Annotated in this window: 23 protein-coding genes; 7 read left to right on the top strand and 16 right to left on the bottom strand. The window is 65.2% G+C overall.

The features are described from left to right. Positions 1 to 13: 13 nt before the first annotated feature. The 4 genes from pdhA to D4Q52_RS17550 form a co-directional block, all read right to left on the bottom strand. The gene (gene pdhA / locus D4Q52_RS17565; protein ID WP_119857866.1) at positions 14 to 1048 is read right to left on the bottom strand and encodes a pyruvate dehydrogenase (acetyl-transferring) E1 component subunit alpha; all 1035 of its coding nucleotides are present in this window, start codon (positions 1046 to 1048) and stop codon (positions 14 to 16) included. Positions 1049 to 1209: 161 nt separating this feature from the next. Continuing rightward, positions 1210 to 1527 (bottom strand): FtsB family cell division protein, encoded by a 318-nt coding sequence (locus tag D4Q52_RS17560; protein ID WP_119857865.1) that lies wholly within the window; start codon positions 1525 to 1527, stop codon positions 1210 to 1212. A 118-nt stretch (positions 1528 to 1645) separates the two neighbouring features. Next, positions 1646 to 2203, bottom strand: coding sequence for an NADPH-dependent FMN reductase (locus D4Q52_RS17555; RefSeq protein WP_119857864.1), 558 nt, complete (start codon positions 2201 to 2203; stop codon positions 1646 to 1648). 112 nt (positions 2204 to 2315) lie between these two features. After that, positions 2316 to 3461, bottom strand: a complete 1146-nt coding sequence (locus tag D4Q52_RS17550) for a CaiB/BaiF CoA transferase family protein (protein WP_119857863.1) — start codon at positions 3459 to 3461, stop codon at positions 2316 to 2318. 100 nt (positions 3462 to 3561) lie between these two features. Between D4Q52_RS17550 and D4Q52_RS17545 the strand changes: the two genes are divergently transcribed. Further along, a complete protein-coding gene (locus tag D4Q52_RS17545; protein ID WP_119857862.1) occupies positions 3562 to 4176 on the top strand; it encodes a LysE family translocator in 615 nt (204 codons plus the stop codon). Between the two features lie 101 nt (positions 4177 to 4277). On the opposite strand, the gene D4Q52_RS17540 is transcribed toward D4Q52_RS17545, so the two are convergent. The 3 genes from D4Q52_RS17540 to eno all read right to left on the bottom strand — a co-directional run bounded on the left by D4Q52_RS17540 (position 4278) and on the right by eno (position 7883). Then, a complete protein-coding gene (locus tag D4Q52_RS17540) occupies positions 4278 to 5081 on the bottom strand; it encodes a hypothetical protein (RefSeq protein ID WP_119857861.1) in 804 nt (267 codons plus the stop codon). An 84-nt stretch (positions 5082 to 5165) separates the two neighbouring features. Then, positions 5166 to 6302, bottom strand: coding sequence for a zinc-binding dehydrogenase (locus D4Q52_RS17535; RefSeq protein ID WP_119857860.1), 1137 nt, complete (start codon positions 6300 to 6302; stop codon positions 5166 to 5168). A 297-nt stretch (positions 6303 to 6599) separates the two neighbouring features. Then, positions 6600 to 7883: a phosphopyruvate hydratase gene (eno, locus tag D4Q52_RS17530; protein ID WP_119857859.1), complete on the bottom strand. Its 1284-nt coding sequence runs from the start codon at positions 7881 to 7883 to the stop codon at positions 6600 to 6602. Between the two features lie 168 nt (positions 7884 to 8051). On the opposite strand from eno, the gene queF reads away from it, so the two are divergent. The 3 genes from queF (at position 8052) to mdoH (ending at position 12277) form a co-directional block, all read left to right on the top strand. Beyond that, positions 8052 to 8540, top strand: coding sequence for a preQ(1) synthase (gene queF, locus D4Q52_RS17525; RefSeq protein ID WP_119857858.1), 489 nt, complete (start codon positions 8052 to 8054; stop codon positions 8538 to 8540). A gap of 78 nt (positions 8541 to 8618) precedes the next feature. Continuing rightward, a complete protein-coding gene (locus tag D4Q52_RS17520) occupies positions 8619 to 10130 on the top strand; it encodes a glucan biosynthesis protein G (RefSeq protein WP_119857857.1) in 1512 nt (503 codons plus the stop codon). An 8-nt stretch (positions 10131 to 10138) separates the two neighbouring features. Next, entirely contained in the window at positions 10139 to 12277 is a 2139-nt protein-coding gene (mdoH, locus tag D4Q52_RS17515) for a glucans biosynthesis glucosyltransferase MdoH (RefSeq protein ID WP_119857856.1), read from the top strand. 3 nt (positions 12278 to 12280) lie between these two features. Here the strand turns inward: mdoH and D4Q52_RS17510 are convergent, their stop codons facing one another. Beyond that, positions 12281 to 13840 (bottom strand): L,D-transpeptidase, encoded by a 1560-nt coding sequence (locus D4Q52_RS17510; protein WP_425328493.1) that lies wholly within the window; start codon positions 13838 to 13840, stop codon positions 12281 to 12283. Between the two features lie 285 nt (positions 13841 to 14125). Next, complete coding sequence (locus D4Q52_RS17505) at positions 14126 to 15697, bottom strand: GMC family oxidoreductase (RefSeq protein ID WP_234831234.1); 1572 nt, start codon at positions 15695 to 15697, stop codon at positions 14126 to 14128. 474 nt (positions 15698 to 16171) lie between these two features. Here D4Q52_RS17505 and D4Q52_RS17495 point away from each other — a divergent pair, with 474 nt between their 5' ends. Beyond that, positions 16172 to 17269: an excisionase family DNA-binding protein gene (locus tag D4Q52_RS17495; RefSeq protein WP_119857852.1), complete on the top strand. Its 1098-nt coding sequence runs from the start codon at positions 16172 to 16174 to the stop codon at positions 17267 to 17269. Positions 17270 to 17306: 37 nt separating this feature from the next. Here the strand turns inward: D4Q52_RS17495 and D4Q52_RS17490 are convergent, their stop codons facing one another. The 5 genes from D4Q52_RS17490 to D4Q52_RS17470 all read right to left on the bottom strand — a co-directional run bounded on the left by D4Q52_RS17490 (position 17307) and on the right by D4Q52_RS17470 (position 21637). Then, the gene (locus D4Q52_RS17490) at positions 17307 to 18533 is read right to left on the bottom strand and encodes an MFS transporter (RefSeq protein ID WP_119857851.1); all 1227 of its coding nucleotides are present in this window, start codon (positions 18531 to 18533) and stop codon (positions 17307 to 17309) included. Beyond that, positions 18533 to 19396: a 3-deoxy-8-phosphooctulonate synthase gene (gene kdsA, locus D4Q52_RS17485; protein ID WP_119857850.1), complete on the bottom strand. Its 864-nt coding sequence runs from the start codon at positions 19394 to 19396 to the stop codon at positions 18533 to 18535. Before kdsA ends, D4Q52_RS17490 begins: the two co-directional genes overlap by 1 nt. Next, positions 19393 to 20262 (bottom strand): VOC family protein, encoded by an 870-nt coding sequence (locus D4Q52_RS17480; RefSeq protein ID WP_119857849.1) that lies wholly within the window; start codon positions 20260 to 20262, stop codon positions 19393 to 19395. Before D4Q52_RS17480 ends, kdsA begins: the two co-directional genes overlap by 4 nt. 31 nt (positions 20263 to 20293) lie before the next feature. Further along, complete coding sequence (locus D4Q52_RS17475; RefSeq protein ID WP_119857848.1) at positions 20294 to 20620, bottom strand: NIPSNAP family protein; 327 nt, start codon at positions 20618 to 20620, stop codon at positions 20294 to 20296. Between the two features lie 159 nt (positions 20621 to 20779). After that, complete coding sequence (locus D4Q52_RS17470) at positions 20780 to 21637, bottom strand: hypothetical protein (RefSeq protein ID WP_119857847.1); 858 nt, start codon at positions 21635 to 21637, stop codon at positions 20780 to 20782. Between the two features lie 224 nt (positions 21638 to 21861). On the opposite strand from D4Q52_RS17470, the gene D4Q52_RS17465 reads away from it, so the two are divergent. Together D4Q52_RS17465 and D4Q52_RS17460 are read left to right on the top strand one after the other, a co-directional pair. Then, on the top strand, positions 21862 to 22167 hold the full coding sequence (locus D4Q52_RS17465; protein WP_234831232.1) for a PAAR domain-containing protein: 306 nt from the start codon (positions 21862 to 21864) through the stop codon (positions 22165 to 22167). 196 nt (positions 22168 to 22363) lie between these two features. Then, positions 22364 to 23668, top strand: a complete 1305-nt coding sequence (locus D4Q52_RS17460; protein WP_147407818.1) for a hypothetical protein — start codon at positions 22364 to 22366, stop codon at positions 23666 to 23668. Between the two features lie 15 nt (positions 23669 to 23683). On the opposite strand, the gene D4Q52_RS17455 is transcribed toward D4Q52_RS17460, so the two are convergent. Both D4Q52_RS17455 and secG read right to left on the bottom strand, forming a co-directional pair. Then, complete coding sequence (locus tag D4Q52_RS17455) at positions 23684 to 25315, bottom strand: CTP synthase (RefSeq protein WP_119857844.1); 1632 nt, start codon at positions 25313 to 25315, stop codon at positions 23684 to 23686. A gap of 166 nt (positions 25316 to 25481) precedes the next feature. Beyond that, on the bottom strand, positions 25482 to 25871 hold the full coding sequence (gene secG / locus D4Q52_RS17450) for a preprotein translocase subunit SecG (RefSeq protein ID WP_119857843.1): 390 nt from the start codon (positions 25869 to 25871) through the stop codon (positions 25482 to 25484). Between the last annotated feature and the right edge of the window lie 159 nt (positions 25872 to 26030).

Genomic DNA, 26030 nt, shown 5'->3' with positions numbered 1-26030 from the left:
GCCGGTGCAAAGGTCAGCGATACACATCGGTGTAAAGTTCGGACGGATCCGGTTCCGGATCGTTCTGCGCGAAATCGGCCGACTCGTTGACGATCTTGCGAACCTCGGCGTCGATCTTCTTGAGGTCGTCTTCGGTCATGCCATGCTGCAGCAGGCGCTGCCGCACCTGCTCGATCGGATCCTGATCGTTGCGGATCTTGTCGACCTCCTCACGGGTCCGGTACTTCGCCGGATCGGACATCGAGTGGCCGCGATAGCGATAGGTCTGCATCTCTAGGATGTAGGGACCGTTACCGGCGCGGCAATGCGCGACCGCCTTTTCGCCCGCCGCCTTGACGGCGCGGACGTCCATGCCGTCGACCTGCTCGCCCGGAATGTTGAACGACACGCCGCGCTTGGAAAAGTCGGTCTGCGCCGACGAGCGCGTCACCGACGTGCCCATCGCGTAGCGGTTGTTCTCGATGACGTAGACCACGGGGAGCTTCCACAGCTCCGCCATGTTGAAGCTCTCGTAGACCTGGCCCTGATTGGACGCGCCGTCGCCGAAATAGGCGAGGCACACATTGCCGTTGTCACGGTAGCGGTTGGCGAACGCGATGCCGGTGCCGAGCGAGACCTGCGCGCCGACGATGCCGTGGCCGCCGTAGAAGTGCTTCTCCAGGCTGAACATGTGCATGGAGCCGCCCTTGCCCTTGGAGTAGCCGCCGCGGCGTCCGGTCAGCTCCGCCATCACGCCCTTGGGGTCCATCTCGCAGGCGAGCATGTGGCCGTGATCACGATAGCCGGTGATCACCTGATCGCCTTCGCGCAGCGTCATCTGCATGCCGACGACGACGGCTTCCTGGCCGATATAGAGGTGACAGAAGCCGCCGATCGCACCCATGCCGTAGAGCTGGCCGGCCTTCTCTTCGAAGCGGCGGATCAGCAGCATGTCGCGGAAGGCGTGCAGCTCCTGTTCCTTGGAGAAGTCCGGGACCCGCGGTTTGCTCGGCGCGGACGACGTGTCCTGCCCCGTCTCTTTCGCGGCGCTCTTCTTTGCTACGGCCATGGCGTTTCCGATGAGAGATTAGATCAGCCTCTCTACCGTAACTTATTGCGCTGTAAAAGGAGCCGCGTGCCGCAGCACGCAAAACGTTGTGCCGCAGTGCAACGAAGCGAAATTTTCGCGATCGTTTATCTCCGTTTTTGGAATATGCGACTAGCGTGCGATCAGCGGGCGGGATTCATCCGGACCAGATCAGCGGGATGCGCAAAGTCGAGCTGATAACGCACGCGCTCGTCGAGCATATCGGGATCGAGTCGCTCGGAACGCAGCAGCGCCACGCGCTTCTCGCCTTCGGCATGCTCAGCCTTCAATCGCACCAACTCGGAGGTCAGCGCGATAATCTCCTGATCCAGCTCTTGTTGCGCAGTCAGGCCGTAGCGGCCCGTATAGGCGTTCATGCCGAAATACGCGATCGCAGCAGAGGCGATCGCGTAGAGCGCGATACCAGCGAGAATGGATTTGAGACGACTGCGGGTGACCATGGCGTGACCATGCCGCGACGCGGTTAACGCGGCGCTAACGCCGCACCGCCCGGCATATCGGATATGCCGCAGAAGGACGGGCGGAGTTGCTTTGCGGAGCCCGCTCCGCCCGGCTGGCTTACTTGTACTGCTGCGCCACCCACGCGGCAAAGGCGTCGATGTACTTCTGCAGAAACTCGCGCGTCGAGTCCTTCACCAGTTCGCCTTGCTCGTTGAAGGCGTCGCCGATGCCGCCGACATAGGCCTCCGGCTGCTGCAGCACCGGCATGTTGAGGAAGGTCAGGCACTGCCGCAGGTGATGATTGGCACCGAATGCGCCGATCGCGCCCGGCGAATTCGACACCACGCCGGCGGGCTTCTTGTCGAACGCACTTTGGCCGTAAGGCCGCGAGCCAACGTCGATGGCGTTCTTCAGCACACCTGGGATCGAGCGGTTGTATTCCGGGGTGACGAACAGCACCGCGTCGGCACTCTTGATCTTGTCACGAAACGCAATCCAGTCCGCGGGCGCGCTGGCTTCGAGATCCTGATTGTAGAACGACAGATCGTGCAGCGTGACGATGTCGAGCTTCAGCGTGGCGGGCGCGAGCTTGGCCAGCGCTTCTCCGACACGGAGCGAGAACGCCTGCTTGCGCAGGCTGCCGATGACGACAGCGACGCGGTACGGGTTGGGCATAGGTTGATCCTGATTGGAATGAAGTGCCGAAGGCGGCGGGACCCTAATTGACGTGTGGGCAGCGCGGGCACGACAACAAACCGCCCGCGCGCCGAATTGACGAAGTTGTGATCTATTCCGCCGCGTCGACCCGCGCGGTCAGCACCTCGTCATTGTGCGCGCCGAGCTTAGGCGTATTCAGCTCCGGATGTGGCCGCTCGCCGTCGAACAGGATCGGCAGACCGGCGACCTTGAGGCCGGTCTCCGGCATGTCGCGCAGCAGGTCGGCTGCCGCGAGTTGCTCGGTGGCGGCCAGCTCGGGGATGTCGTTGACCGGGCTGACCGGCACGCCGGCGCTCTTCAGCGCCGTCAGCCAGGCTCCAGCGGTGCGCGTTTGCAGCACCGGCTGCATCAACGCGATCAACGCCGGCCGATGCGCCTGCCTGTCACGTACCCGGGCAAACCGCTCGTCGCTGCTCCATTCCGGATGGCCGAGCACCTCGGCGCAGCGCGCGAACAGCCGGTCATTGCCGGCGGCGATCACGATCGGCCGGTCGGCGGTTTCGAACACCTGATACGGCGCCAGCGTGCCGCTGGCGGTGCCGTGCCGAACCGGCGCCTCACCGTCGAGCAGATAGCCGCTGAGCGACATGTCGACCCAGCCGACCGCGGTGTCGAACAGCGAGGTATCGATTACGCAACCCTTGCCGGTGACGTGGCGCTGCTGCAGCGCCGCCAGAGCCCCGATCACGCACCATTGCGCCGTGGCGCGATCGTTGATCGGCGGCGCGCAGAACGTCGGCGGATGGTCGGGCTGGCCGGTCAGCGACATCACCCCGCCATAGGCCTGCAGCAGCGGATCGAACCCCGGCTCCCTGCTGAGCGGGCCGGTTTTTCCGAAAGCCCACACCGAGCAGTAGATCAGCCGCGGATTGACCGCGCACAGCACGTCCGGCCCGATGCCGCAGCTTGCCACGACACCGGAGCGCAGGTTCTGGATCAGGATGTCGGCATCCTTGACCAGTTCCTTGAGCCGGGCCACGTCGGCCGGGTTCTTGATGTCCAGCGTCACCGAGCGCTTGTTGCGGTTGTAGGTGTGGAACAGCAATGAATCACCGTCGACGAAGGGCGGGCCCCAGTGCCGGGCATCGTCGCCGCCATCGTGCTTCTCGACCTTGATCACGTCGGCGCCCATGTCGCCGAGGATCATGCCGGCCATCGGCCCAGCGATTGCCTGAGCGATCTCGATCACCTTGATGCCGGCCAGGGGTCCAGCCATTCGCGTCTCCAATTTTGCAGTCGATCCGCCGATTTTGCCGTGGCACTGTTTCCGCGCCTGACGCGAAATTGCAAGCCTGTCGCAACAGCGGGACCCTGCCATGATCAGCGCTGAATTCGTTCTCACCTCGTTGATCGTGGTGGCATCGCCGGGCACCGGCGTGCTCTACACCCTGGCTGCCGGCCTATCGCGCGGCTCCAGGGCCAGCGTCATCGCGGCGTTCGGCTCGACCATCGGCATCGTCCCGCACATGGCAGCGGCGATCCTCGGCCTCGCCGCCCTGCTCCACACCAGCGTGGTGGCATTCCAGACCTTCAAATATCTCGGCGTGGCCTATCTGCTCTACATGGCCTGGAAGACGCTCGGCGAGCGCGGCCCGCTCAGCGTCGAAACCGATGTCGGCGCGCCGTCGGCGTTGCAGATGACGGTGACGGGGGTGCTGATCAACATTCTCAACCCGAAACTGTCGATCTTCTTCCTCGCCTTCCTGCCGCAGTTCGTGGCGGCCGACGACGCGCATCCGCTCGGCCGCATAATCGAACTCAGCGCCATCTTCATGCTGATGACGTTCGTGGTATTCGTGATCTACGGCCTGTTCGCCGCGTGGCTGCGCGACCACGTTATTACCAGGCCGAAAGTGTTGACCTGGATGCGCCGCAGCTTCGCCGCGGCGTTCGTGGCGTTAGGTGCAAAGCTGGCGACGGCGGAGCGCTAAACTAACGCACCGCCGTCATTGCGAGCGAAGCGAAGCAATCCAGCGCCCCACGAGAGGCATGGATTGCTTCGTCGCTCCGCTCCTCGCAATGACGGTGCTTCTTAAGTCCGCGCGCGGATTTCGTTCAGCAGGAAGTTGCCGACGCGCTTGCCGCGGTTGCGCAGGACTTTCAGCACGCCCTGATCGACGAAGTAGGTGAGCAGGATGCTGTCGCGGGTCTCGACGCCGGCCGGCACGGTGTCGGCGGAATGCCAGGTGTGCTTGTCGACCGCGAAGGCGTAGCCGGAATTCGGCGCGAACTTCATCTGCCGCGCCTTCGGCATCGAGCCGTCGGGCTTAATGTCGTGGAAGATCGTGCCGATGTCGGTGTGGGCTTCATCCTGCGGCAGATAGAGCTGCACGGTGATGCCCTTCCAATGCGTGTCGGTGTGCGGCGTGATCTTGTAGCCCGGAACGTCGCGGGTCAGGATCGGGATCGGAAACATTCCCACCTCTTGCGCGCCAGGCCCAAACCGCTTTTCCAGCGCCGGCGCCAGCTTGCGCCGGAACGCATTCTTCACCGGCTCGGAGCACAGCGCGTCGCCGACCATGCGCCAAACCGAGCGTTGCTCCGGCGGAAGATGGCGAATGTATTCGGGAAACAGATCGATCTTGACGCGAGTATGGGTGCCGTCGGCAAGGTCGTTGCCCCTGCTGCGGCCGTGCATCGGGCGATAGTCGTTGTTGCGCGGCAGCCCCGCCAGCATCGCCGCATAGACCAGCGCGGGAAAGATGCCGACGAATTCGAGATGATAGAACGGCTCCATCACCACCGCGGCCTGCTCGATCGCGCCGACGATATGCTTGATCAACGCCGAGGTCGCGTCAGCCAATTCCGACGGACGCCGTTCAGCCACCTGATCCATGTTTATGTCCTGCTTTGCCGTGATGATTGAGAATAAATCTCATTCGCAACCTCAGCCAGCATGATTTGCAGGCGATCGCGGCGTTTATTTGGTCGGATCGATCAGAAATTTCTCGCCGGTCGCCCGCTTGTTGTAGATGGCGATGGCGTCGAGCGTCAGCGCCTCCTTCAGCGACACCGTGCGGGTGTAGTGGCTGGCGAAGGTGGTCTTGATCTCGGCGGCGACGCGCGCCCGCAGCTTGCCGGCGTCGGCCGCGCCGATCTTCTGCAGGAACGGAAACAGCAGCCAACCGCCGACCGCCCAGATCATGCCGAAGTTGCGCACGATCTCGGTCGGGCGTGTGTCGAGGCCGCCATAGATGTAAACCTGCTTCAGAACGTTGGAGCCGTAGCGGCTGTAAGGCTCCTTCGACGTCTTGGCGATCGCCGCCTCCATCGCGGTCAGAATCTGGCCGGCGAGCTTGCCGCCGCCGATCGCATCGAACGCGATGGTGGCGCCGGTCGTCGCGAGCGCGTCGGTCAGTTCGGCCATGAAGTTCGGCGAGGTCGAGTCGACGACGTGCTTCGCTCCGATGTCCCGCAGCAGCTTCGCCTGCGCGTCGCTGCGGACGATGTTGACCAGATCGATGCCGTCCTTGAGGCAGATCCGGTTCAGCATCTGGCCGAGATTCGAGGCCGCGGCGGTGTGCACGAGCGCCTTGTGGCCCTCGCGCCGCATGGTCTCGACCATGCCGAGCGCGGTCAGCGGATTGACGAAAGCCGAGGCTCCCTCGGCCGCGGTGGTGCCGTCCGGCAGCTTCAGGCAGTCGGCGGCCTTGATCAGCCGGTACTGCGCGTACATCGCGCCGCCGATGATCGCCACCGTCTTGCCCAGCAGAGCCTGAGCCGCATCCGAGCTGCCGGCCTTGATCACCGTGCCGGCGCCCTCGTTACCGACCGGCATCGACTCGTCGAGCCGTCCGGCCATCGCCTTCATCGCGGCCTCCGGCACCTTGGCGGTAATTACCGGGGCATCGGCGGTGCCGGACGCCTTGGCGGTCGACATGTCGGCGGCGCCGAACAAGAGGCCGAGGTCGGATGGATTGATCGGGGTCGCCTCGATCCGGACCACGACTTCGTCGGGACGGGGCTCCGGAACGCTCACCGGCAGCAGCGAGACTTCAAGGTCGCCGCTCGCCTTGATCAGCGAGCGCAATTGCAGTCCGGTGATGGCCTCGGTCACGTGTCTCTCCCAGCGCGTTGTTGCGGCTGCACCATGATGCAGCCGCGCGCAGGGTTCAAGGCCGACCACATCAACCCGTCGTCATCTTGCTCACTCCGCGAGGCTGACCGGAAACGCTCTTAGGCACTTTCCTATCCACGCGTCATGCCCGGCCTTGTGCCGGGCATCCACGCCTTGCTGCCGGACATGCAGAAAAAGGCGTGGATGGCCGGGACAAGACCGGCCATGACGGAGGTTGTGAGCAAACTACCAGCGATTGAAGGCCGCAAACCTTCGCTCGATCGCAGCACCGTCGCCCTAGCGCAGCGCCTTCAGCGCTGCCTTGCCGGCGTAGTGCGCGCTCGAGCCCAGCTCCTGCTCGATGCGCAGCAGCTGGTTGTACTTGGCGGTGCGGTCGGCGCGTGCCAGCGAGCCGGTCTTGATCTGCCCGCAATTGGTGGCGACTGCGAGGTCGGCGATGGTCGAGTCTTCGGTTTCGCCCGAGCGATGCGACATCACCGCGGTGTAGCCGGCCTTGTGGGCCATCTCGACGGAAGCGAGCGTCTCGGTCAGCGTACCGATCTGGTTGACCTTGATCAGGATCGAATTGGCGCGGCCGTTCTTGATGCCGTCTTCGAGTCGCGTGACGTTGGTGACGAACAGGTCGTCGCCGACCAGCTGGCACTTAGCACCGATCAGATCGGTGAGCTCCTTCCAGCCGTCCATGTCGTCCTCGCTCATGCCGTCCTCGATCGACACGATCGGGTAGCGCGACACGAGATCGGCGAGATACTTGGCCTGCTCGGAGCGCGAGCGGGTCTTGTTCTCGCCGCCATAGACGTAGTTGCCGTCCTTGAAGAATTCGGTGGCGGCGCAGTCGAGCGCCAGCATCACGTCGTCGCCGGCCTTGTAGCCGGCCTTGCCGATCGCCGAGACGACAAAGTCGAGCGCGGCGTCGGCCGACGGCAGGTTCGGCGCGAAGCCGCCCTCGTCGCCGACATTGGTGTTGTGGCCGGCCTTCTTCAGCTCGCCCTTGAGCGTGTGGAAGATTTCCGAACCGGCGCGCAGTGCATCCGCGAAGCTCGGCGCGCCGACCGGCATGATCATGAATTCCTGGAAGTCGATCGGGTTATCGGCATGCATGCCGCCGTTGATGATGTTCATCATCGGCACCGGCAGCGTCCGCGCCGAGGTGCCGCCGACATAGCGATACAGCGGCAGATCGTACGACGAGGCAGCGGCCTTGGCGACCGCGAGCGACACGCCCAGGATGGCGTTGGCGCCGAGCCGGCCCTTGTTCGGTGTACCGTCGAGCTCGATCATGGTCTGGTCGATCTGCACCTGAGCTTCGGCGTCCATGCCGCCGAGCGCGTCGAACAGCTCGCCGTTGACGGCCTCGACCGCCTTAAGCACGCCCTTGCCGAGATAGCGGGCCTTGTCGCCGTCGCGCAGCTCGACCGCCTCGTGGGCGCCGGTCGAGGCCCCCGACGGCACCGCGGCGCGGCCGACCGAACCGTCCTCGAGCACGACATCGACCTCCACGGTCGGATTGCCGCGGCTGTCGAGGATTTCGCGGCCGATGATGTCGACGATGGCGGTCATGGATGCCTCTTGAAATGTTTGGGAACTGGAGTTGGCGCAGCTTCTACAGCATGGGACCCGCCCGGAAAAGGCCGGCCGGACCTCTCCCGACCAACGGCGAAGCCGCCGTCCCCACCGAATTCCCCTTAGCCGGAAAATGCTTTAGGACGACGACCCAACGGAGACCCCATGGCGAAGACCGCATCCAAACCCGCCCGCAACACCTCGCAGTCCGAAAGCCTGCAACTGGGCCATGCCGTCGCATGGCCGACCAGCCCGGACGAGGCGCGGCTCGACCGCGTGCCAAACCCGCAGGCCGACACCGATTATCTGGTGCGCTTTACCGCACCGGAATTCACCTCGCTGTGCCCGGTGACCGGCCAGCCGGATTTTGCCCATCTGGTGATCGACTACGCGCCGGGAGCCTGGCTGGTCGAGTCCAAGGCGCTGAAGCTGTACCTCGCCAGTTTCCGCAACCACGGCGGCTTTCACGAGGACTGCACCGTGTCGGTCGGCAAACGCATCGTCGCCGCCATCAAGCCGAAATGGCTGCGTATCGGCGGCTACTGGTATCCGCGCGGCGGCATGCCGATCGACGTGTTCTGGCAAACCGGCCGGCTGCCAAAAGGCCTGTGGGTGCCCGATCAGGGTGTCCCGACGTATCGGGGTCGGGGGTAAGCGCCGCGCCTATCGCGACGGGAACTTCACGAGGTCGGGAGCGTTGGCTCGGAACTTTCTCGACTTCGGAGCGGCCAATTGAATCGTCGGCAAGTTCTCACAGGCCTTGCAGCGATTCCGCTGTTGCAGTCCCAGGCCGGCACGGCGTTCGCGCAAGCAGCGGACAAACCCCAACCTTTCGATCCTTCGGTGGTGCGCCAACTGGCGCGTGAGCTCGCCGGCAAGCCGTATCAGGCCCCCGACGCCAAGCTGCCCTCACCTTTGGCCGACCTCAACTATGACGCCTACCGTGCGATCCGCTTCAATCCCGAGCGCGCGCTGTGGCGCAGTGATGGACTGCCGTTTCAGGTGCAGTTCTTTCACCGCGGCTTTCTCTACGCTAACCGCGTCAACATCTTCGAGGTCGCGGCCGGTCAGGCCAAGGCAATTCCGTATCGTCCTGGCGACTTCTCGTTCGGCGACACGTCGCCGCCTTCGCCCGATACAGATCTCGGCTTCGGCGGATTCCGCATTCACGCCCCGATCAACAGGCCAGATTACTACGACGAACTCTGCGTCTTCCTCGGCGCGTCGTATTTTCGCGCGGTGGCCAAGGGCGAGCAGTACGGCCTGTCGGCCCGCGGGCTGACCGTCGATACCGGACAGAGCGGCGGCGAGGAGTTTCCGCTGTTCAAGGCGTTCTGGCTGGAACGGCCGTCGCCCGACGCGTCATCGATGGTCGTGCACGCGCTGCTCGACAGCAAAAGCGTCGCCGGCGCGTATCGCTTCACCATTCGTCCGGGCGACACCACGGTGTTCGACGTCGAAGCCGCTGTTTACCCGCGCGTCGATCTGCAGCATGCAGGCCTCGCGCCGATGACGAGCATGTTCTTCTTTGGGCCGAACGATCCCGCGGACGCCGCGGACTTTCGTCCGGCCGTGCACGATTCCAACGGGCTCGGAATCTTCAACGGCCGCGGCGAACAACTCTGGCGGCCGCTCAACAATCCACGCGATCTGCAGATCAGCTCGTTCGCCGACCAGAATCCGCGTGGCTTCGGCCTGATGCAGCGCGAGCGCAAATTCGACGCGTATCAGGATCTGGAATCGCGCTTCGAGATGCGGCCGAGTTTGTGGGCCGAGCCGATCGGCGACTGGGGCGAAGGCGTGGTCAAGCTGGTGGAGATCCCCACCAAGGAAGAAGTGCACGACAACATCGCGGCGTTCTGGGAGCCGAAGGGGCCGCTGCGCGCCAAGGGCGAGCACATCTACACGTATCGGCTGCACTGGGGACCGGACACGCCCAAGCCGTCTGCCCTGGCGCGTTTCACCCGTACCGGCGTCAGCGCGCGCGGCGATAGCGACCGGCTGTTCGTGCTCGACATCACCGGCGACAAACTGAAGGGACTCGATCCCGCTTCGGTCCGTGGCCATGTCATGACCAACAAAGGCGAGATCCGCAACGTCGTCGCCGTGCCTAATCCGCTGATCGAGGGCTGGCGGCTCAGCTTCAACCTGATGATCGATCAGCCGCCGATCGAGCTGCGAGCCCTGCTGATGCAAGGCGACACCGCGCTGACTGAAGTCTGGGTCTATCGGTGGGTCCCGTGACCCCGCAGATGACGGCTGTCGAGACCGCCTCTCCGCCGGCGCTGCTGCCCGATCCCCTGCCCGCCGAAGCGCCGCTGGCGATGCCGGTGCAGTCATTCGCCGAGGCCCCTGCACGCGCCATCGATCCCTCGCCGGCCCGCACCGGCCGCTGGCGCCGGGCGCTGGTGATGATCGCAACCGCGATCCTGACCTTTGCGGGCGTCGACGAAATGTACGAGGTGCTGAAGGTCGGCGGCGTGACCATCCTGGAAGGCATCGTCCTCGTGCTGTTCGCCGCGCTGTTCGCGTGGGTGTCGCTGTCGTTCGTCTCGAGCCTCGCCGGCTTTGCCGCGCTGCTGCGCGGCTGGCGCGACACGCTCGATATCGACCCCGACGGCCCGCTGCCGTCGGTGAACAGCAAGGTGGCGATGCTGCTGCCGACCTACAACGAAGACCCACAGACCGTGCTGGCCCGGCTGCAGGCCACCCGCGAGTCCGTGGACGCCACCGGCAGCGGCGCGCAGTTCGACTGGTACATCCTCAGCGACACCACCGATCCCGCCGTCTGGGCGCATGAAGAAGAATGCTTCCTCGCGCTCGCGACAAACGATGCCCGGCTGTTCTATCGGCACCGCGCCGACAATCACGCGCGCAAGTCCGGCAATATCGAGGACTGGGTCAAGCGGTTCGGCGGCGCTTACGACTTCATGGTCATTCTCGACGCCGACAGCGTCATGACCGGCGACGCGCTGGTCCGGCTCGCGGCGGCGATGGAGCGTCATCCCGACGTAGCGCTGATCCAGACGCTGCCGGTGGTGGTGCATGCCCGCACGCTGTTCGCGCGGCTGCAGCAGTTTGCCGGCCGGATGTACGGGCCGATGATCGCTGCCGGTGTCGCCTGGTGGCACGACTCGGAGAGCAACTACTGGGGCCACAACGCGATCATCCGGGTCGCCGCCTTCGCCGCCTGCACTGGCCTGCCGATCCTGCCGGGACGCAAGCCGTTTGGCGGCAGTATCCTGAGCCACGACTTCGTCGAAGCCGCGCTGATGCGCCGCGCCGGCTGGCGCATCCACATGGCGCCGACGCTGCGCGGCAGCTACGAGGAAGTGCCGCCGACCCTGCTGGACTTCGCGGCGCGCGACCGGCGCTGGTGCCAGGGCAATCTGCAGCACGCCAAGATTCTGCCGGCGCGCGGCCTGCATTGGGTATCGCGACTGCATTTCCTGACCGGCATCGGCGCCTACATCACCGCGCCGATGTGGCTGCTGTTTCTGGTCGCCGGCATCCTGATCTCGCTGCAGGCGCAGTATGTCCGGCCTGAATACTTCCCGAAGAACTTCTCGCTGTTTCCAGTATGGCCGGCGCAGGACCCGGTCCGCGCCGCCTGGGTGTTTGTCGCGACGATGGGGTTGCTGATCCTGCCAAAGCTGCTGGCGCTGTGTCTGGTGCTGATCCGCCGCGATACCCGGCACGGGTTCGGCGGCGGTTTCCGGGCCATGGTCGGCCTCGTCGCTGAGACGCTGATGTCGGGGCTCACCGCGCCGGTGATGATGATCTTCCAGTCCACCGCCGTCGCGCAGATCCTGATGGGCCAGGATTCCGGCTGGCAGTTGCAGCACCGCGGCGACGGCTCAATCCCATTCCGCGACGTCGTCCGCCGCTACGCGCTGCCGACCGTCATCGGCCTCGCCATGGCGGTCAGCGCGCTGCTGGTGTCATGGCCGCTGTTCTGGTGGATGACGCCGGTGGTCGTCGGCCTGGTGCTGGCAATTCCGGTGGCGATGATCACCAATCGATCCACCTCGGCACGGCCCGCGCTGCTGGCGACGCCGGAAGATCTCGCCCCGCCGCCGATCCTCGCCCGGGTCCACGCGATCGCCCCGACGCTGCCTTCATCCAACGATGAAGACCCGCTGGTCATGCTGCGCAACGATCGCCGACTGTTCGATCTGCATCTTGCCGGCCTCGCGCACGAGCCGCCGCGCCCGCGCGGCCGCGTCGAAGCCAACTATGCGCTTGCTCGCGCCAAGGTCGATGACGCGGAGCGTTTCGATGAAGTCGTGACATGGCTGAGCAAGCCGGAGAAGCGCGCCCTGATGGGCGATCGCGATCTCCTCACCCGCGTCATTGCGATGCCTTCGACAGCGTCAGCGACATCGGCCTAGCCCCTACCAGCTCTGCCAGCCGCCCCATTGCGGCTGCTGTTGCGGATAATAGGCGCGGCCACCGCCGCGGCGGCGCTGCCGGGGATCCATCGGCGGCTCCGGATCGCGGCCGAACATGCCGCCGAAGAAATTGTCGTCCCACCCGTCGTTGCGGTCGGCGACCATCACCGGCGGCGTCGGCTTGCGGGTGATGAAGCCGCCCTGCGGCTGATGGCTCAGCACCGCGACGAACTCGGTCCGGTAATTGGTTTCCGCGCTCAGCGGCTCGTCCGAGATCACGATCGACGAACGCGGCAGCGCAGTCGGTCCGATCCGGTCCAGCACCTCCTGCGGAATGCTGATGCGGTCGAGCGCCTCAGTCGCGGTGCCTGGGCCATCGATGCTCACCGCGCTCCAGCGCAACCCATCGCCGCTGCGCGCCATCGCGGTAAAGATGTGCGTGCCGATCGGCCGGTCGGGGTCGCGGATCGTCACCGGCACTTCGATGCTGGTGTCGAACACCTCGCCGCCCCCGTCCGGCGCCGGCTTGTGGGTGTTGCGGCGAACATAGAGCTTCTGGGTATCGCGGCTGATGTAGATCGACACCGGCTCGAGCGCGAGCTTGGCGTCGGTCGCAAGTCGGGCGGTCTCGGTCTTCTTGGCCTGCGCGACCTTGGCAGCTTCCTTGGTGGCATCTACGACCGCGCGTTTCGACTCCGCGTCGGCCTTCGCGGCCTCGAGCTGAGCGGCCGCTTCGCCGACTTGCTGCGCGGCCTTCTGCTGCGCCTCCTCGGCGCGCGCCTTGGCATCGTCGGTCTTGGCGCCGGCAAGCTGCCTGTCGGCGCGCTTCAGCCCGGCCTCGGCGGCGGCTTTCTGCTTCTGCAGCTTCGCCAGCGTCGCCTTCAGCGGCGCCAATTCGCGCGCCGCGACGGCGGCTGCCTTCTTGGCTTCATCAGCAGCGCTCGCAGCCTCTTCGGCCTCGCGGGCAGCCGTTGCGACGCGGCCAGGCGCGGCGGCGATCGCCTCCGGCTTCGGCTGCAACAGCGCCGGATGGCTGATGTCGACCGGTGCGGCATCGTCCGGCGAGATGATCACCCGCATGCCGATGCGGGTTTGGTCGAACAGCTTGTCGGCGAAACCGAACGGCATCCGGACGCAGCCGTGCGACGCCGCGTAGCCGGGCAGCGGGCCGCCGTGCAGCGCGATGCCGTTCCATGTGATGCGCTGCATGTGCGGCATCCAGGCATCGTCGTACATCGTCGAGCGATGATCGCGGTCCTTCTCAACGATCGCGAAGATGCCCGCAGGAGTTTCCCGGCCGGTGGTGCCGGTCGATACGGGGGCACGCAGGATCCAGCCCTCGGAATCATACAGCGTCACGCGCTGCGACTTGATCGACACGATCGCCATGATCGGCTCGCCGGCCTCGCGCGGCGCAACAGCCTCGACCGGAGCAGCCTTCGCGCGCTTGGCCACCGCGTCGCCGGCCGGCAGCGTGAATGCCAGCGAGGCCGCGACGGCGCACAGCGCCGCTGTCCTCAGGCGCGGCATCCCAGGCGTGCGAGGCTTCGTCAATTTCGTCATTCACGCCCTACCCAGTTAGATCGCGTCCCATCGACCCGATTCGATACCCGATGTTGCGTATACTAACCGTTATTCGTGGCAAGCCGGCACGCGCGATGCGGCCATCTTGCGGCTATCCCATGGAACCGGCCTCGGCGGCATCCGCCGGTGTGCCCAGATGTGACAGCCCGAAGCCGTGGCTGACCGAGGCGGTCGCCTCGAGCAACCAAGCCAAGTCGGCTCCTCCCGCTTTACGCCATGCTCGACCGCAAAACGGCGAACCGGAACATTGCACTGCGGCTCAGTCTAGACGCGGTGCGCCGCCTTGATCATGTCGGCGGCGCGCTCACCGATCACAACGCAGGGCGCCATCGTGTTGCCGCTGGTGACCTGAGGCATGATCGACGCATCGGCGATCCGAAGCTTCTCGATACCGTAGACCTTGAGGCGATGGTCGACCACCGACATCGGATCGCGCCCCATCTTCGCGGTGCAGGACTGGTGCCAGTAGGTGACGGCGGCGCTCCGCGCGAACTGCTGCAGCGCTGCGGCGTCGCATTTCCCAGGCAACACTTCGCGGGTTACCAGACTGCCGAAAGCCGCGCTGTTACCGAGGTCGCGACACAGTTCGATGCTCAACCGCGCCATCGCGAGGTCGTCGGGATGCGACAGCGTGTTGGCGTCGATCAGAACCGGATCACCTGCATCGGGCCCCGACAGTCGCAGCGTTCCACGACTCTTGGGTTGCGCCAATCCTGCGAACATCGTCCAGCCGTGCTTCGGCACGCCGAGTGCCGCCGTCTCGGCGCTGGGCACCGGAAATTGGACCTGACAGTGAAACATGTCCGGCCGGTCGAGTCCGGGATCGCTGGTCCAGTACAAGGTCGCTTCCGAGCCGCCGTGCCCGATCTGCTGCGGCTCGCGATACTCGAAGATGCAGCCGAACGACACGTGATCCTGATGGTTCTGGCCGACTCCGGGAAGATGCGCGACGACGGGAATGCCGTGCCGCCTCAGTTCGTCCTCCGGTCCAATGCCGGACTGCATCAGCAGCTTCGGCGTGTTGATCGCGCCTAGCGACAGGATGACTTCCCGGTCGGCGAAATAGCGGCGTTGATGCGAGCCGACGACGACCTCCACGCCAACGACCGTCGTACCCGAAAACACCAGCTTGCTGACTGTGGCATGCGGCAGCACCGTGAGATTGGGCTGTCCCAGACGCGGCTGCACGTAACTGCGGAAAATCGACGCGCGCCGTCCGTCCCGGACGATGAGTTCGGAGATCGCAGCGCCGCCGCGGCCTTCCATCATCTCGCCGTTTGGCGAGTCGAATGCCGGTACGCCCAACGATGCCGCGGCCTCGACCATTGCCACGGCAACCGGCTGCGGATCAGCCGCCGATTTGACATGGACCGGTCCCCCGTGACCTCGGCGCACGGGATCCGGCGCGCCCTGCCAGTCCTCGATTCGGCGATAAATGCCGAGCGCCGACTCGTAGCCCCAGGCGGGATCGCCGGCCTCGCGTGCAAAATACTCCCAGTCGTTCTTGTGACCTCGTGCCCACACTGAGACGTTGATACTTGAACTTCCGCCGAGGACCTTGCCCATGTTGAGCGGGATCGAACGGCCGTTGAGGTGCGGGTTCGCTTGGGCCACGAAGCCCCAGTCGCGCTCCGAGCCGAGATTGAGCGGCCACTGGGCGGGGTCCATCACCTCCGAGATATCGTCGCTTCCGCCCGCCTCGATCAACAGTACGCGGACCTCGGAGTTCTCGGCCAGTCGTGAGGCGACCACCGACCCTGCAGAACCGGCGCCGCAAACGATGAAATCATAGTGGCCTTCGGCTTGGCCGGCGCCGCGCGGGCCGGCTGAATCCATTACGAGACTGGAAATCGTCATGGGAAGCACTCCGTTGGTTTGTGTCGAGATGAGTGGGGAACGTGAGGTTGCTAAATCGCTGGCCCTAAGCGTCCGGAGCGCTTGGCGCCTCGTCGGCGGGACGTCGAAGCCGCATCTGCCTGGTGCAGGCGATGGCCAGCCCGAGCACGACGACAGCAGCAACGAGGATGGTCGGCGCTTTCCCGAGGTGCACGAGAGCAAGCCCTACCGGCGCGGACGCTTGGCCACTGAACAGCTGCGAAAGGGAGTGCAGCGACCGCGCTGTCCGGGCAGCCTGGAAATGAACGTGAGATTTGATCATTCGAGTCTCCTTGATCAGAGTCTCTGAGTATCAAATCTATCAAATTTAGCAATTACATCACTTTTATTTGATTCAGCCGGTTGTGATAATTAGATGTCGGTGAACGGCTCGCTGTTACGATTGCGGGCGGGAGGCCCAAGGGACAGCGAGCGATGGAACCAGACATTCTCACCACCTCACAAGCAGCAAAATTGCTCGGAATCTCGGTGCGCACGGCGCAATTGCTGGTCGAAAGCGGATCCCTGACCTCATGGAAGACCCCGGGGGGTCATCGACGCGTATCCCGCGCCGATGTCGTCGCGCTGATGAAGCAGACGAATCCCGCTGTGGCGGCTGCATCTGCGGTGGTGGTCGTCCTGGCTCCGCCTGCCCGGCTCCCGCTTTACGAACGGCTTTTGTCGTCTGCTGCTGAATGCTCCGCTGACCTGCATAGCGAGGCTCTATCGGCGTCCTTTGCAGTCGGCGCGCGGCTTCCAGCCGCTGTCGTGGTCGATCTGAGTGAGGACAATGCCGAGCGCCGCGGGTTTCTCAGCAATCTCACAGCCAATCCGGCCGTTGGGCCGGCGCGGATCATTGTCGTGGGCGGTCCGGTTATGCGCGAAGCCGATGCCATCAGGGGACCGGCGCGCATCGACTCGCCACAGGATCTCCCCGAGGCGCTTAGGAAGATACTCGTGGACGCCCCCGAGTTGGCGCCAACTGGAATCCCAGCCGGCTTCCCAGTGCCCGCGAATGAGGGCCAGCGGTTGATCGCCTTGGAGCGCACTGGCCTCGTCGACACCGCGCCGGAGGAAACCTTCGATCGTTTGACTTGGCTCGCCAGTCAGAATTTGGGGATGCCGGTCTCGCTGATGACGCTGCTGACCCCGACCCGACAATGGTTCAAATCCCGTCAGGGGCTCGGTATGAGTGAGACCCCGCGGAGCTGGGCGTTCTGCAACGAGACGATCCTGCAGCGGGGGGTGTTCAGCGTCGAGAATTTGGCGATCGATAAGCGTTACGCGAGCAATCCAGCGGTGGCAGGCGATCCGCATTTTCGGTTCTACGCCGGTGCGCCGGTGCTCGATCGCAATGGATTTCCGCTGGGCTCGATCTGCGTGATCGACTACGAGCCGCGCAAGCTCAGTTCGGAGCAGACACAAACGCTGAGCGCATTGGCCGCGTTGGCTTCGGACGAGGTCCGCCTGCGTGTCGCCGACCGCGAGCTTCGTTGGGCTCTGACCGAACTGGGTCGCACGCGTAAGCACTGAGCGGCATGGTGACGGCGGCGATTTCCGCTACTCCAGCTCAAGACAACCGCGGCTCGCCGACATTTGCATCCGCCGGCGGCCGAGCGCGCAGGATGCGCGCCAGCACCAGCCCAAGCGCCAGCATCGTGGCGCCTGCGATGAGCAGCGTCGGAACTTTGCCGAGATGACCGAGCCCGAAGCCATAGGCGATCGGACCGGTGGTCTGCCCCATAAAGAAGAAGAACGAGTGCAGCGACATCGCGGTGCCGCGCGCATTCTCGGTGAGTTCGCTGGCGAACACCTGGATGCAGCCGTGCAGCATGTAGAAGCCCATGCCCATCGCCACGTACGCCAGCGCCTGCGCCTGCCAGCGCGGGCCGAACGCGATGATCGCGAGTTGCAGACCGACCAGCGCGCCGCCGGCGATCATCATGCCGTTGACGCCGAGGCGCGGCAGCAGCCGCGCCACGGTGAGCGTGTACAGCAGCCCGCCGACCGCGAAGCCGGCGATCACCAGCCCGGCGATCGCCAGCGACTCCTGCCCGAGCTCGTGCAGGAAGGCCGCGACGAAAGGGAACGTGCCCATCACGCAGGTGCCTTCGATCAGCACCGCGGTAAAGCAGATCGCCGCGTTCGGATTGCTGAAGATAATGCGATAGCTGCGGCGCAGGCCGGCGAAATCCATCGGCGCGCCGGCCTTGATCGGCTTGCCGCGAAAGCCGAACGCCACCGCCAGCGCGGCGACGATCACCAGCATCCCGATCACGCTGAGAACGCCCCGCCAGCCGAGCACGTCGCCGATCACGCCGGCGGCCGATGCCCCGAGCAGATTGCCGGTCATCGAGCCGCCAAGCACGCGGCCGATCGCGACCTGGCGCCGCTCCGGGCCAACCAGATCGCCGGTCAGCCCGAGCGCCACAGGGAAGACGCCGCCCGAGCCGATGCCGGCCAGGATGCGGCACAGAAACAACAGTTCAAACGACGTTGTCAGTGCGCCCAGCAGGCTGGAGAAGCCGAGCAGTGCCAGGCACACGATCATCAGCCGCGCCTTGCCGAACATGTCGGCCAGCGCGCCGATCGCCGGCTGCACCACAGCGAAGGTGAAGGCGCTTACCGCGGCGAGGCCGGCCGCCGTAGTGATCGACACGGAGAACTCCGAGGCGATGCGCGGCAGCACCGGGTCGAGCGCGCGTGTCGACAGGCTAGCCGCGAAGCCCGACAGCGCAATGATGTTCAGCGCCGGCGGCAAAGCCGCCGGTGCGCTCGCGCCGTCGCTGTGCCCCATCAGACGGTCCCGTTGCCGGGACGCTTCTTGGCCAGCGCGTCGAACTCCATCAGGGTCCGCAGCAGGCTTTCGAAATCGCGCAGCGGCACCATGTTGGGACCATCCGACGGCGCGTGGTCGGGATCGGGATGGGTCTCGATAAACACGCCGGCAACGCCGACCGCGACCGCCGCACGCGCCAGCACCGGCACGAATTCGCGCTCGCCGCCCGACGACGTCCCCTTGCCGCCCGGCTGCTGCACCGAATGCGTCGCGTCGAAGATCACCGGCGCGCCGGTGGTCCGCGCCATGATCGGCAGCGCGCGCATGTCCGACACCAGCGTGTTGTAGCCGAACGAGGCGCCGCGCTCTGTCACCAGCACTTTGGGATTGCCGCCATGGGTGATCTTGGCGACGACGTTGCCCATGTCCCACGGCGCCAGAAACTGGCCTTTCTTGACGTTGACGACCTTGCCGGTCGCCGCCGCGGCGAGCAGCAGGTCGGTCTGCCGGCACAGGAACGCGGGGATCTGCAGGATGTCGACCGCCTCGGCGGCGCGCGCGCACTGCTCGTTCTCGTGCACATCCGTCAGGACGGGAAGCCCGATGCTGTCGCGGATTTCGGCGAAGATCGGCAGCGCCGCATCGATCCCGATGCCGCGCGCGCTCGCCGCACTGGTGCGGTTGGCCTTGTCGAACGAGGTCTTGTAGACGAGCCCGACGCCGAGCCGCTCGGCGATCTCCTTGAGCGCCGAAGCGACCTCGAGCGCGTGCGCCCGGCTCTCCAGCTGGCATGGCCCTGCAATGATCGACAGCGGCAGCGCGTTGCCGAACTTGACGTGGCCCGCGGCCACCACGGACGCGGGTGCAGTGCTTTTGTTCACCGGACGATTCCTTGTTCGAAGATCAGCGTCGCGCCGAACAGATCCGGCACGATCAGCCGGCCGAGATGGCAGGTCGCCTCGACCGCATTTTGCTGCAGCAGGCGTTCAACCACGCCCACATCCCTCACCGCAATGCGCAATCCGGTGAAGCGCGCGCCGGTGTCGTCCGCGACCAGGTCGACACCGTATTGATCGCGGAACGAAACCGGTTCCACGATGGTGATATCACCTCGCGGCGTCCGCGCAGTGACGCCGCTCGAGGTCGCATGCAGATCGCGCTGGCCGGTATAGGCGCCGAGAAAGATATGATGATCCGTCGGATTGTCGGCCACCATCACGACGCCGGCAACGGCCTGCGCCGTATTGGCGTGGGCTTGAAACGCCGGGCTCCAGAAATTCTCAGGATGCAAATGCTGACACACCCCAAAGCCGGCGTCCGGTGATAGCGGATCGCGCGCGAAAGCAAGCGAGAAGCCGAGTTGCGCCGCGCTGCCGTCGCCCCGCAGTCCCTGCCGTGCGAAGCTGAACACGTCGCCCTCGCCGATCCCGGCTGCGGCGTAGCTGCGTGCATCTTCCGCCGCATCGCTGCTGGCGAGCAGCAGCATCGACAACCCTTCGCGCTTCGCCAGATAATCGCGCTGGAAAGCGCCGAACGAGTAGCCGCCGTCGCGGTGCGGCTCGATCTTCTCGGGTTCGGCGACGGTGAGGATCTCGATGAAGAAGCCATCGAGCTGAATGATGCGGTTATGCGTGCCCCACGGATGACGATTGCGGGTGCCGACGGTGAAGCCGAGTTCTTGATACGCATCCGCGGCCGCATCGAGGTCGCGCACCGCATGCACGAGATGGTCGAGACCGCCGGGCATCAGTCCGAAGCTTTCATGAATGCCGACGCGATTACTTCATCGCCGAGAACGCCGTCGGCGTCAGCAGCTGGTTGGCGATGGTCTCGACGATCTGACCGTCCTCTTCGCTCTTCGCCCTCGCCGCGACCCATTCCGGGTCGGTCACGAAAGCGGTCCATTTCTGGTCGCGCTCGGCGAGATTTTCCCACGCGAGCAGATAGGTCAGTTCCTGATTGGAGGCGCCGACCAGCGTGGTGAAGAACCCGATCGCGCGGATGCCATGCTTGTCGAACAGCCGCAACGTCGTTGTCTCGAACCGCTTCAGCAGCGCCGGTAGCCGGCCAGGCACGCAGCGATACGTCCGGGATTCATAGATCATGACGAAGCCTCCCTCAGCGCGGCGCGCGTGTCGCCACACCGGCGCGTGCCGTGTTGTGGCAACAATCCGGGAGAACGTCAAAGCGGCCCATGCGGCTGACAGCACCGCGTCCGCCGCATGGCCCGCGCTTGCCGAGCCAAGCCGCTCGGCGTGAACGCCCTATCGCTGCTTCGGCGGCGGGATATCGCCGGCTGAATTGGCGATATGAGGGTCGACCAGATTGACCCTGGCGCCAGGGTCGGCGCCGAACAGCTTGCGAAAATCGTCCGGCCCCAGCAGCCGCGCGGCCTCGTCGATCAGTTCCTGATTGCGCGCGTTCAGGGCCACCGCACCGGGTTGGCCCGAGCCGGGCCAGGCGCGCGCGGCGAATTGCTGGACTTCGCTGCGCAATTGCAGCAGTCGGCTGAGCTTGGCCGGCTGGCCGGCAAGCAGCGCCATCGCCCGCTTCTCGAATTCATCCGCCTCCGGCAACGTCTCGTCCTGCGCCATCCTCAATCCCTCGGGTCGGGCCGGTCCCGCCGTCAGTTGCTGCGATGTGCACGAGGCGACCTTCGAAGACCATGCGGTATGCTGCAGCCCGTAAGTGCCATAAATGAAGCTGCTCAACAGATAGCCTCGGGCCTTGTGCACCGTCATCGGTTGGCCGCTGCCGAGCCCGCTCGCGTACAACACCTGATTGGCCAATTGGTGGCAAACACCATCGACGCCATAGTGATAGATCGTACCGCGGGCGAGCGACGAGGTCCGCGAGTCGAGATTGGGCCGGACCAGGCACTGCGCCACCGCCGGATCGGCGGGCTGCTGGCCCAGCGAGCCGTCGGGATTGCTGGGCGTGCCACCGACCGCGTGAAACGATCCCCAGCTATACCAGAAGAACTGATGGGCCCCGACCACTTCGGTGATGGTCGGGTAGCCGTGGATACGATTGTCGTAGCTGGTGACCCACGTGTGATCGACCGGCGACTCGGAATCCCAGGCCGGGATTGCCCAAGCGAAGAGCGTGACCGGCTGCGCCATCTAGAAACCTCGATTGCCGTTGGCTATGCGAAGCACGCGTCGGTTGATTTACAGATCTTCCTCTACTTCCGATCGAAAGTCTGTCCGGGAAGTGACCATCAGGGCGTTCGAACATCGTGAAAAATCGAACCGTCCCAAGCCGGTGCGATACCACTGCTGGTCAGCCGTTACCTTGAACATCGAATTGCTCGTGCTGCACTGTCGGGGGGCGACCCATGATGCGAATGTCTTCTGCCGTAGCCTTGCTCATTCTCGCGGCCACGCCATCGCACGCGCAGACACCCGGCGTCGTCACCGGTGGCAGCGACAATGTCACGGTCGGCGGCAGGCCGGCCGCGCGCGCCGGCGATACCACCTCCGACGGCTCGATCGTCGAGGGATCGAGCAACGTCTTCATCAATGGGAAGCCGGCCGCCGTGACGGGCGGCAGGACCACCTGCGGCGGCGTGGTCGTCGGTGACGGCAGCAACGTCTTCATCAACGGCAAGCCGATGGCGCGCGCCGGCGACGTCACCGCCGGCTGCAGGTAGCCGCGCGCCCTTTCCCTCAACTTCATCGGTCAACCTAACGACATGCCGCGCCCGCCTGCTTCGCCCCAGGCGGGCAATACTGCATCTCGTCAAGCGACCGCCGGCATTGCTACCTATTGCCGCAATTTCCGGTTTGACTTCATTTAAGGCGTTTGGATACGGTCGCGCCCGCTCATCGATAGTAAGCGGGGATTGTTTGCAGCACGTTGAAGTAATCTCTTGTCCACCGACAATCTCCGCCTCGTGGTGGAGCAAGCGTCCCTCGCTGAGTGAGAAGCTCTGTTATCTGCTCCTCTTCGCCGGCCTCATCATTGTCCGCATCCCGCATGCTATCTTGCACGGACGCTTCTGGGCCGAGGAAGGTAGTATCTTCTTCGCCAATGCCTGGCACCTCACCTGGAGCGAGGCCCTGTTCGCCGTCCATACGGGCTATCTCAACCTGACCGCTAACGCGGCCGGCTTGCTGGCCTCGTGTTTTCCTCTCGCGCAAGCGCCGTTGGCGACGGCCGCCATCGCGCTGCTGATCCATCTCGTCCCGGCGATCCTCATCCTGACCAGTCGAACGCCGTGGACGCAGCACCGCTGGACCGCCTTCGCGGCGCTGCTGGCGCTGGCGCTGCCGCCAGCGGCGCAAGAAACCTGGCTCAACTCGATCAACAGCCAGCACCACCTGGCCATCGCAGTCGGCATCATTCTGGCGCTGGACACCGAGCGCACGCGGGTTCGGTTCTTTCACTATGCCGTGCTGTTGCTGGCGGCGCTGAGTGCGCCTGCCGCCTGGTTTCTGTCGCCGCTGCTGATCCTGCGAGCTCTGCAGGAGCGATCGCCGCAACGCACGATCCAGACACTGATTTTTGTGGGCGGCATCGCCGTCGAGCTGGCGTTGTTTTTCCAGCCCGGCGAGCGCACCTTTGGCATGCCGATCTCGGTGTTCGGCGGCGTTCTGCTGATCAAGCACATCCTGCTGCCGATGCTCGACGCAGAGCGGGCGATCTCGCTCATCGAGGGACTGCGAAGTCGTTACATGGTGGGCGAGCGTCCGCTATGGCCGCTGCTGATCGTCGCCGCCCTGTACGGCGTATCCCTGCTGGCGGCACTGCGCCGGCCAACCTCGTCGCCGCTGTGGTTTTTGCTCGGCGCCGGCATTTTGACCGCCAGCTACGTGTCCGCCCTCGGCGACAAGATGGGCCTGCTGGAATATGTCGGCGGCGGACGCTATCAGCTCGTGCCGCACGCGCTGATCATGATGGCATTGCTGAGCTTCAGCGCCACGGAGACCGGGCTGCGCAGCTATCTGGCGGCGGGACTGTTCGGCTGGATCATCGCGGCACAGACCGCCACGCTGTTGCTGTGGAACGCCCCCTACACCACCGGCGCCGACTGGCGATCGGAAGTCGAGGCTTGGCAGCGCGACAGCACCCATCAGCTGCGAATCTGGCCGGACGGATGGGCGGTAGCGCTGGAGAAACCGCCATTCAGCGGCACCTACCGGGCGTACTAGCCGGGCAGTACGATTCTACACCAGCCGGCTCTGCACCAGCGCCGCTTCGACGAAGGAGGCGAACAGCGGGTGGGGTTCGAACGGGCGGGACTTCAGTTCGGGGTGGAACTGCACGCCGATGAACCAGGGGTGATCCTCGTATTCGACGATCTCCGGCAGCACGCCGTCCGGCGACATGCCGGAGAAGCGCAGGCCGTGCTGTTCGAGCCGGTTCTTGTAGGCGGTGTTGACCTCGTAACGGTGGCGATGCCGCTCGGAGATTTCGGTGGCGCCGCCATAGACTTCGGACACCCGGCTGCCGCGCTTCAGCGACGCCGGATAGGCGCCGAGCCGCATCGTGCCGCCGAGATCGCCGGCCTGATTGCGCTTCTCGAGCTCGTTGCCGCGCACCCATTCGGTCATCAGGCCGACCAGCGGCTCCGGCGTCGGGCCGAACTCGGTGGAATTGGCCAGCTCGATGCCGGCGAGATTGCGCGCCGCCTCGATCACCGCCATCTGCATGCCGAAGCAGATGCCGAAATACGGCACGTTGCGCTCGCGCGCGAAACGCGCCGCCTCGATCTTGCCCTCGGCGCCGCGCTGGCCGAAGCCGCCGGGCACCAAAATACCGTTGACGTGTTCGAGGAACGGCGCCGGGTCCTCGTTCTCGAACACTTCGCTCTCGATCCAGTCGAGGTTGACCTTGACCTTGTTGGCGATGCCGCCGTGGCTGAGCGCCTCGATCAGCGACTTATAGGCGTCCTTCATCCCGGTGTACTTGCCGACGATGGCGATCGTCACCGCGCCTTCCGGATTGCGCACGCGCTCGTTGATCTCGTGCCAGCGCGCCAGCTGCAGCGGCTCCTTGGCCGCGAGCGCGAACGCCGCCAGCACTTCGTCGTCGAGCCCGGCGTCGTGATACGCCTCCGGCACCGCGTAGATATTGTCGACGTCGCGCGCCTCGATCACCGCGCTTTCGCGGACGTTGCAGAACAGCCCGAGCTTGCGCCGCTCCTCCTTGGGGATTTCGCGATCGGTGCGGCACAGCAGGATGTCGGGCTGAATGCCGATCGAGCGCAGTTCCTTGACCGAATGCTGGGTCGGCTTGGTCTTGAGCTCGCCGGCGCTCGGGATGTAGGGCAGCAGCGTCAGATGGATGTAGATCACGTCGCCGCGCGGCAGGTCGTTCTTGATCTGGCGGATCGCCTCGAAGAACGGCAGGCCCTCGATGTCGCCGACGGTGCCGCCGATCTCGACCAGCACGAAATCGTATTCGTCATTGTCGCTGAGGACGAAGTCCTTGATGGCGTTGGTAACGTGCGGAATCACCTGGATTGTGGCGCCGAGATAGTCGCCGCGGCGCTCCTTGGTCAGGATGTCCTGATAGATCCGGCCGGTGGTGATGTTGTCCTGCTTGGTGGCAGGACGACCGGTGAAGCGCTCGTAGTGACCGAGGTCGAGATCGGTCTCGGCGCCGTCGTCGGTCACGAACACTTCGCCGTGCTGGTACGGCGACATCGTACCGGGATCGAGGTTGAGATAGGGATCGAGCTTGCGAAGGCGGACTTTGTAGCCTCGCGCCTGCAGCAGGGCACCGAGTGCCGCTGATGCCAGACCCTTGCCGAGCGAGGAGACCACGCCGCCGGTGATGAAGATGTACCGCGCCATGGGACTTTACCTTTAAGGCCCCAGGGCCGATTCGCAAAAGCGATTCGCATCCCGCGGGGAGTTTTCCAAACGCCTGTGGGTGACGCCGAAAGCACAGCGTCGTCATACGATTAAGGGCGGCAGCTCAGAACGTGTCCGAGCTCCCGCCGCTGCATGCCGGCAATGCTTATTTCGACTGCGGCGGCGCCGGAGCGGCCGGGGCCGTGTTCTGCTGCTGATCGGACTGCCGCAGCGAGTCCAGAATACCGCCGCCCTGCGACGTCGGCGGCACCGGAGTGCCCGGCGCCGTCTGTGCCGGAACCGAAGTCGGCAGGATCGAGGTCGGCTTGCGGTTGTAGGTGGCGAGCCAGCCGAGCAGCAGGCTGGTCACGAAAAACCCCGCCGCCATGATCGCCGTGGTGCGGGTCAACAGGTTCGCGGTGCCGCGGCTCGACATGAAGCCACCACCGCCGCCGCCACCCACGCCAAGGCCGCCGCCTTCGGACTTCTGCAGCAGCACAGCGCCGATCAGGCCGAGGACCAGCATGAGGTGGATGACGATAATGACAGTCTGCATAGCACCCTTCCATCACAAGCCCGGACCGCCGAAAGGCCGGCATGGCGCCGGCGCGAGCTGCTCGACAGGCTTGCGGGATTCACGAGATTGCGCGGTGTCTACACGATCGCCCGGGGCATTGTCACCCCCGGATGGACCCAGACCCGCGCCGATAAAGCC

It is taken from the genome of Rhodopseudomonas palustris (genome assembly GCF_003591005.1).
GTDB lineage: Bacteria > Pseudomonadota > Alphaproteobacteria > Rhizobiales > Xanthobacteraceae > Rhodopseudomonas > Rhodopseudomonas palustris_K.
Note: the sequence above shows the minus strand (reverse complement) of the source record. Positions and strands in the feature narration are given on the sequence as shown.

Bases quoted from the DNA above. Each gene is read 5' to 3' on its own strand.
- pdhA (WP_119857866.1), bottom strand. From the start codon at position 1,048: ATGGCCGTAGCAAAGAAGAGCGCCGCGAAAGAGACGGGGCAGGACACG.
- D4Q52_RS17560 (WP_119857865.1), bottom strand. From the start codon at position 1,527: ATGGTCACCCGCAGTCGTCTCAAATCCATTCTCGCTGGTATCGCGCTC.
- D4Q52_RS17555 (WP_119857864.1), bottom strand. From the start codon at position 2,203: ATGCCCAACCCGTACCGCGTCGCTGTCGTCATCGGCAGCCTGCGCAAG.
- D4Q52_RS17550 (WP_119857863.1), bottom strand. From the start codon at position 3,461: ATGGCTGGACCCCTGGCCGGCATCAAGGTGATCGAGATCGCTCAGGCA.
- D4Q52_RS17545 (WP_119857862.1), top strand. From the start codon at position 3,562: ATGATCAGCGCTGAATTCGTTCTCACCTCGTTGATCGTGGTGGCATCG.
- D4Q52_RS17540 (WP_119857861.1), bottom strand. From the start codon at position 5,081: ATGGATCAGGTGGCTGAACGGCGTCCGTCGGAATTGGCTGACGCGACC.
- eno (WP_119857859.1), bottom strand. From the start codon at position 7,883: ATGACCGCCATCGTCGACATCATCGGCCGCGAAATCCTCGACAGCCGC.
- queF (WP_119857858.1), top strand. From the start codon at position 8,052: ATGGCGAAGACCGCATCCAAACCCGCCCGCAACACCTCGCAGTCCGAA.
- mdoH (WP_119857856.1), top strand. From the start codon at position 10,139: ATGACGGCTGTCGAGACCGCCTCTCCGCCGGCGCTGCTGCCCGATCCC.
- D4Q52_RS17510 (WP_425328493.1), bottom strand. From the start codon at position 13,840: ATGACGAAATTGACGAAGCCTCGCACGCCTGGGATGCCGCGCCTGAGG.
- D4Q52_RS17505 (WP_234831234.1), bottom strand. From the start codon at position 15,697: ATGGATTCAGCCGGCCCGCGCGGCGCCGGCCAAGCCGAAGGCCACTAT.
- D4Q52_RS17495 (WP_119857852.1), top strand. From the start codon at position 16,172: ATGGAACCAGACATTCTCACCACCTCACAAGCAGCAAAATTGCTCGGA.
- D4Q52_RS17490 (WP_119857851.1), bottom strand. From the start codon at position 18,533: ATGGGGCACAGCGACGGCGCGAGCGCACCGGCGGCTTTGCCGCCGGCG.
- D4Q52_RS17480 (WP_119857849.1), bottom strand. From the start codon at position 20,262: ATGCCCGGCGGTCTCGACCATCTCGTGCATGCGGTGCGCGACCTCGAT.
- D4Q52_RS17475 (WP_119857848.1), bottom strand. From the start codon at position 20,620: ATGATCTATGAATCCCGGACGTATCGCTGCGTGCCTGGCCGGCTACCG.
- D4Q52_RS17470 (WP_119857847.1), bottom strand. From the start codon at position 21,637: ATGGCGCAGCCGGTCACGCTCTTCGCTTGGGCAATCCCGGCCTGGGAT.
- D4Q52_RS17465 (WP_234831232.1), top strand. From the start codon at position 21,862: ATGTCTTCTGCCGTAGCCTTGCTCATTCTCGCGGCCACGCCATCGCAC.
- D4Q52_RS17455 (WP_119857844.1), bottom strand. From the start codon at position 25,315: ATGGCGCGGTACATCTTCATCACCGGCGGCGTGGTCTCCTCGCTCGGC.
- secG (WP_119857843.1), bottom strand. From the start codon at position 25,871: ATGCAGACTGTCATTATCGTCATCCACCTCATGCTGGTCCTCGGCCTG.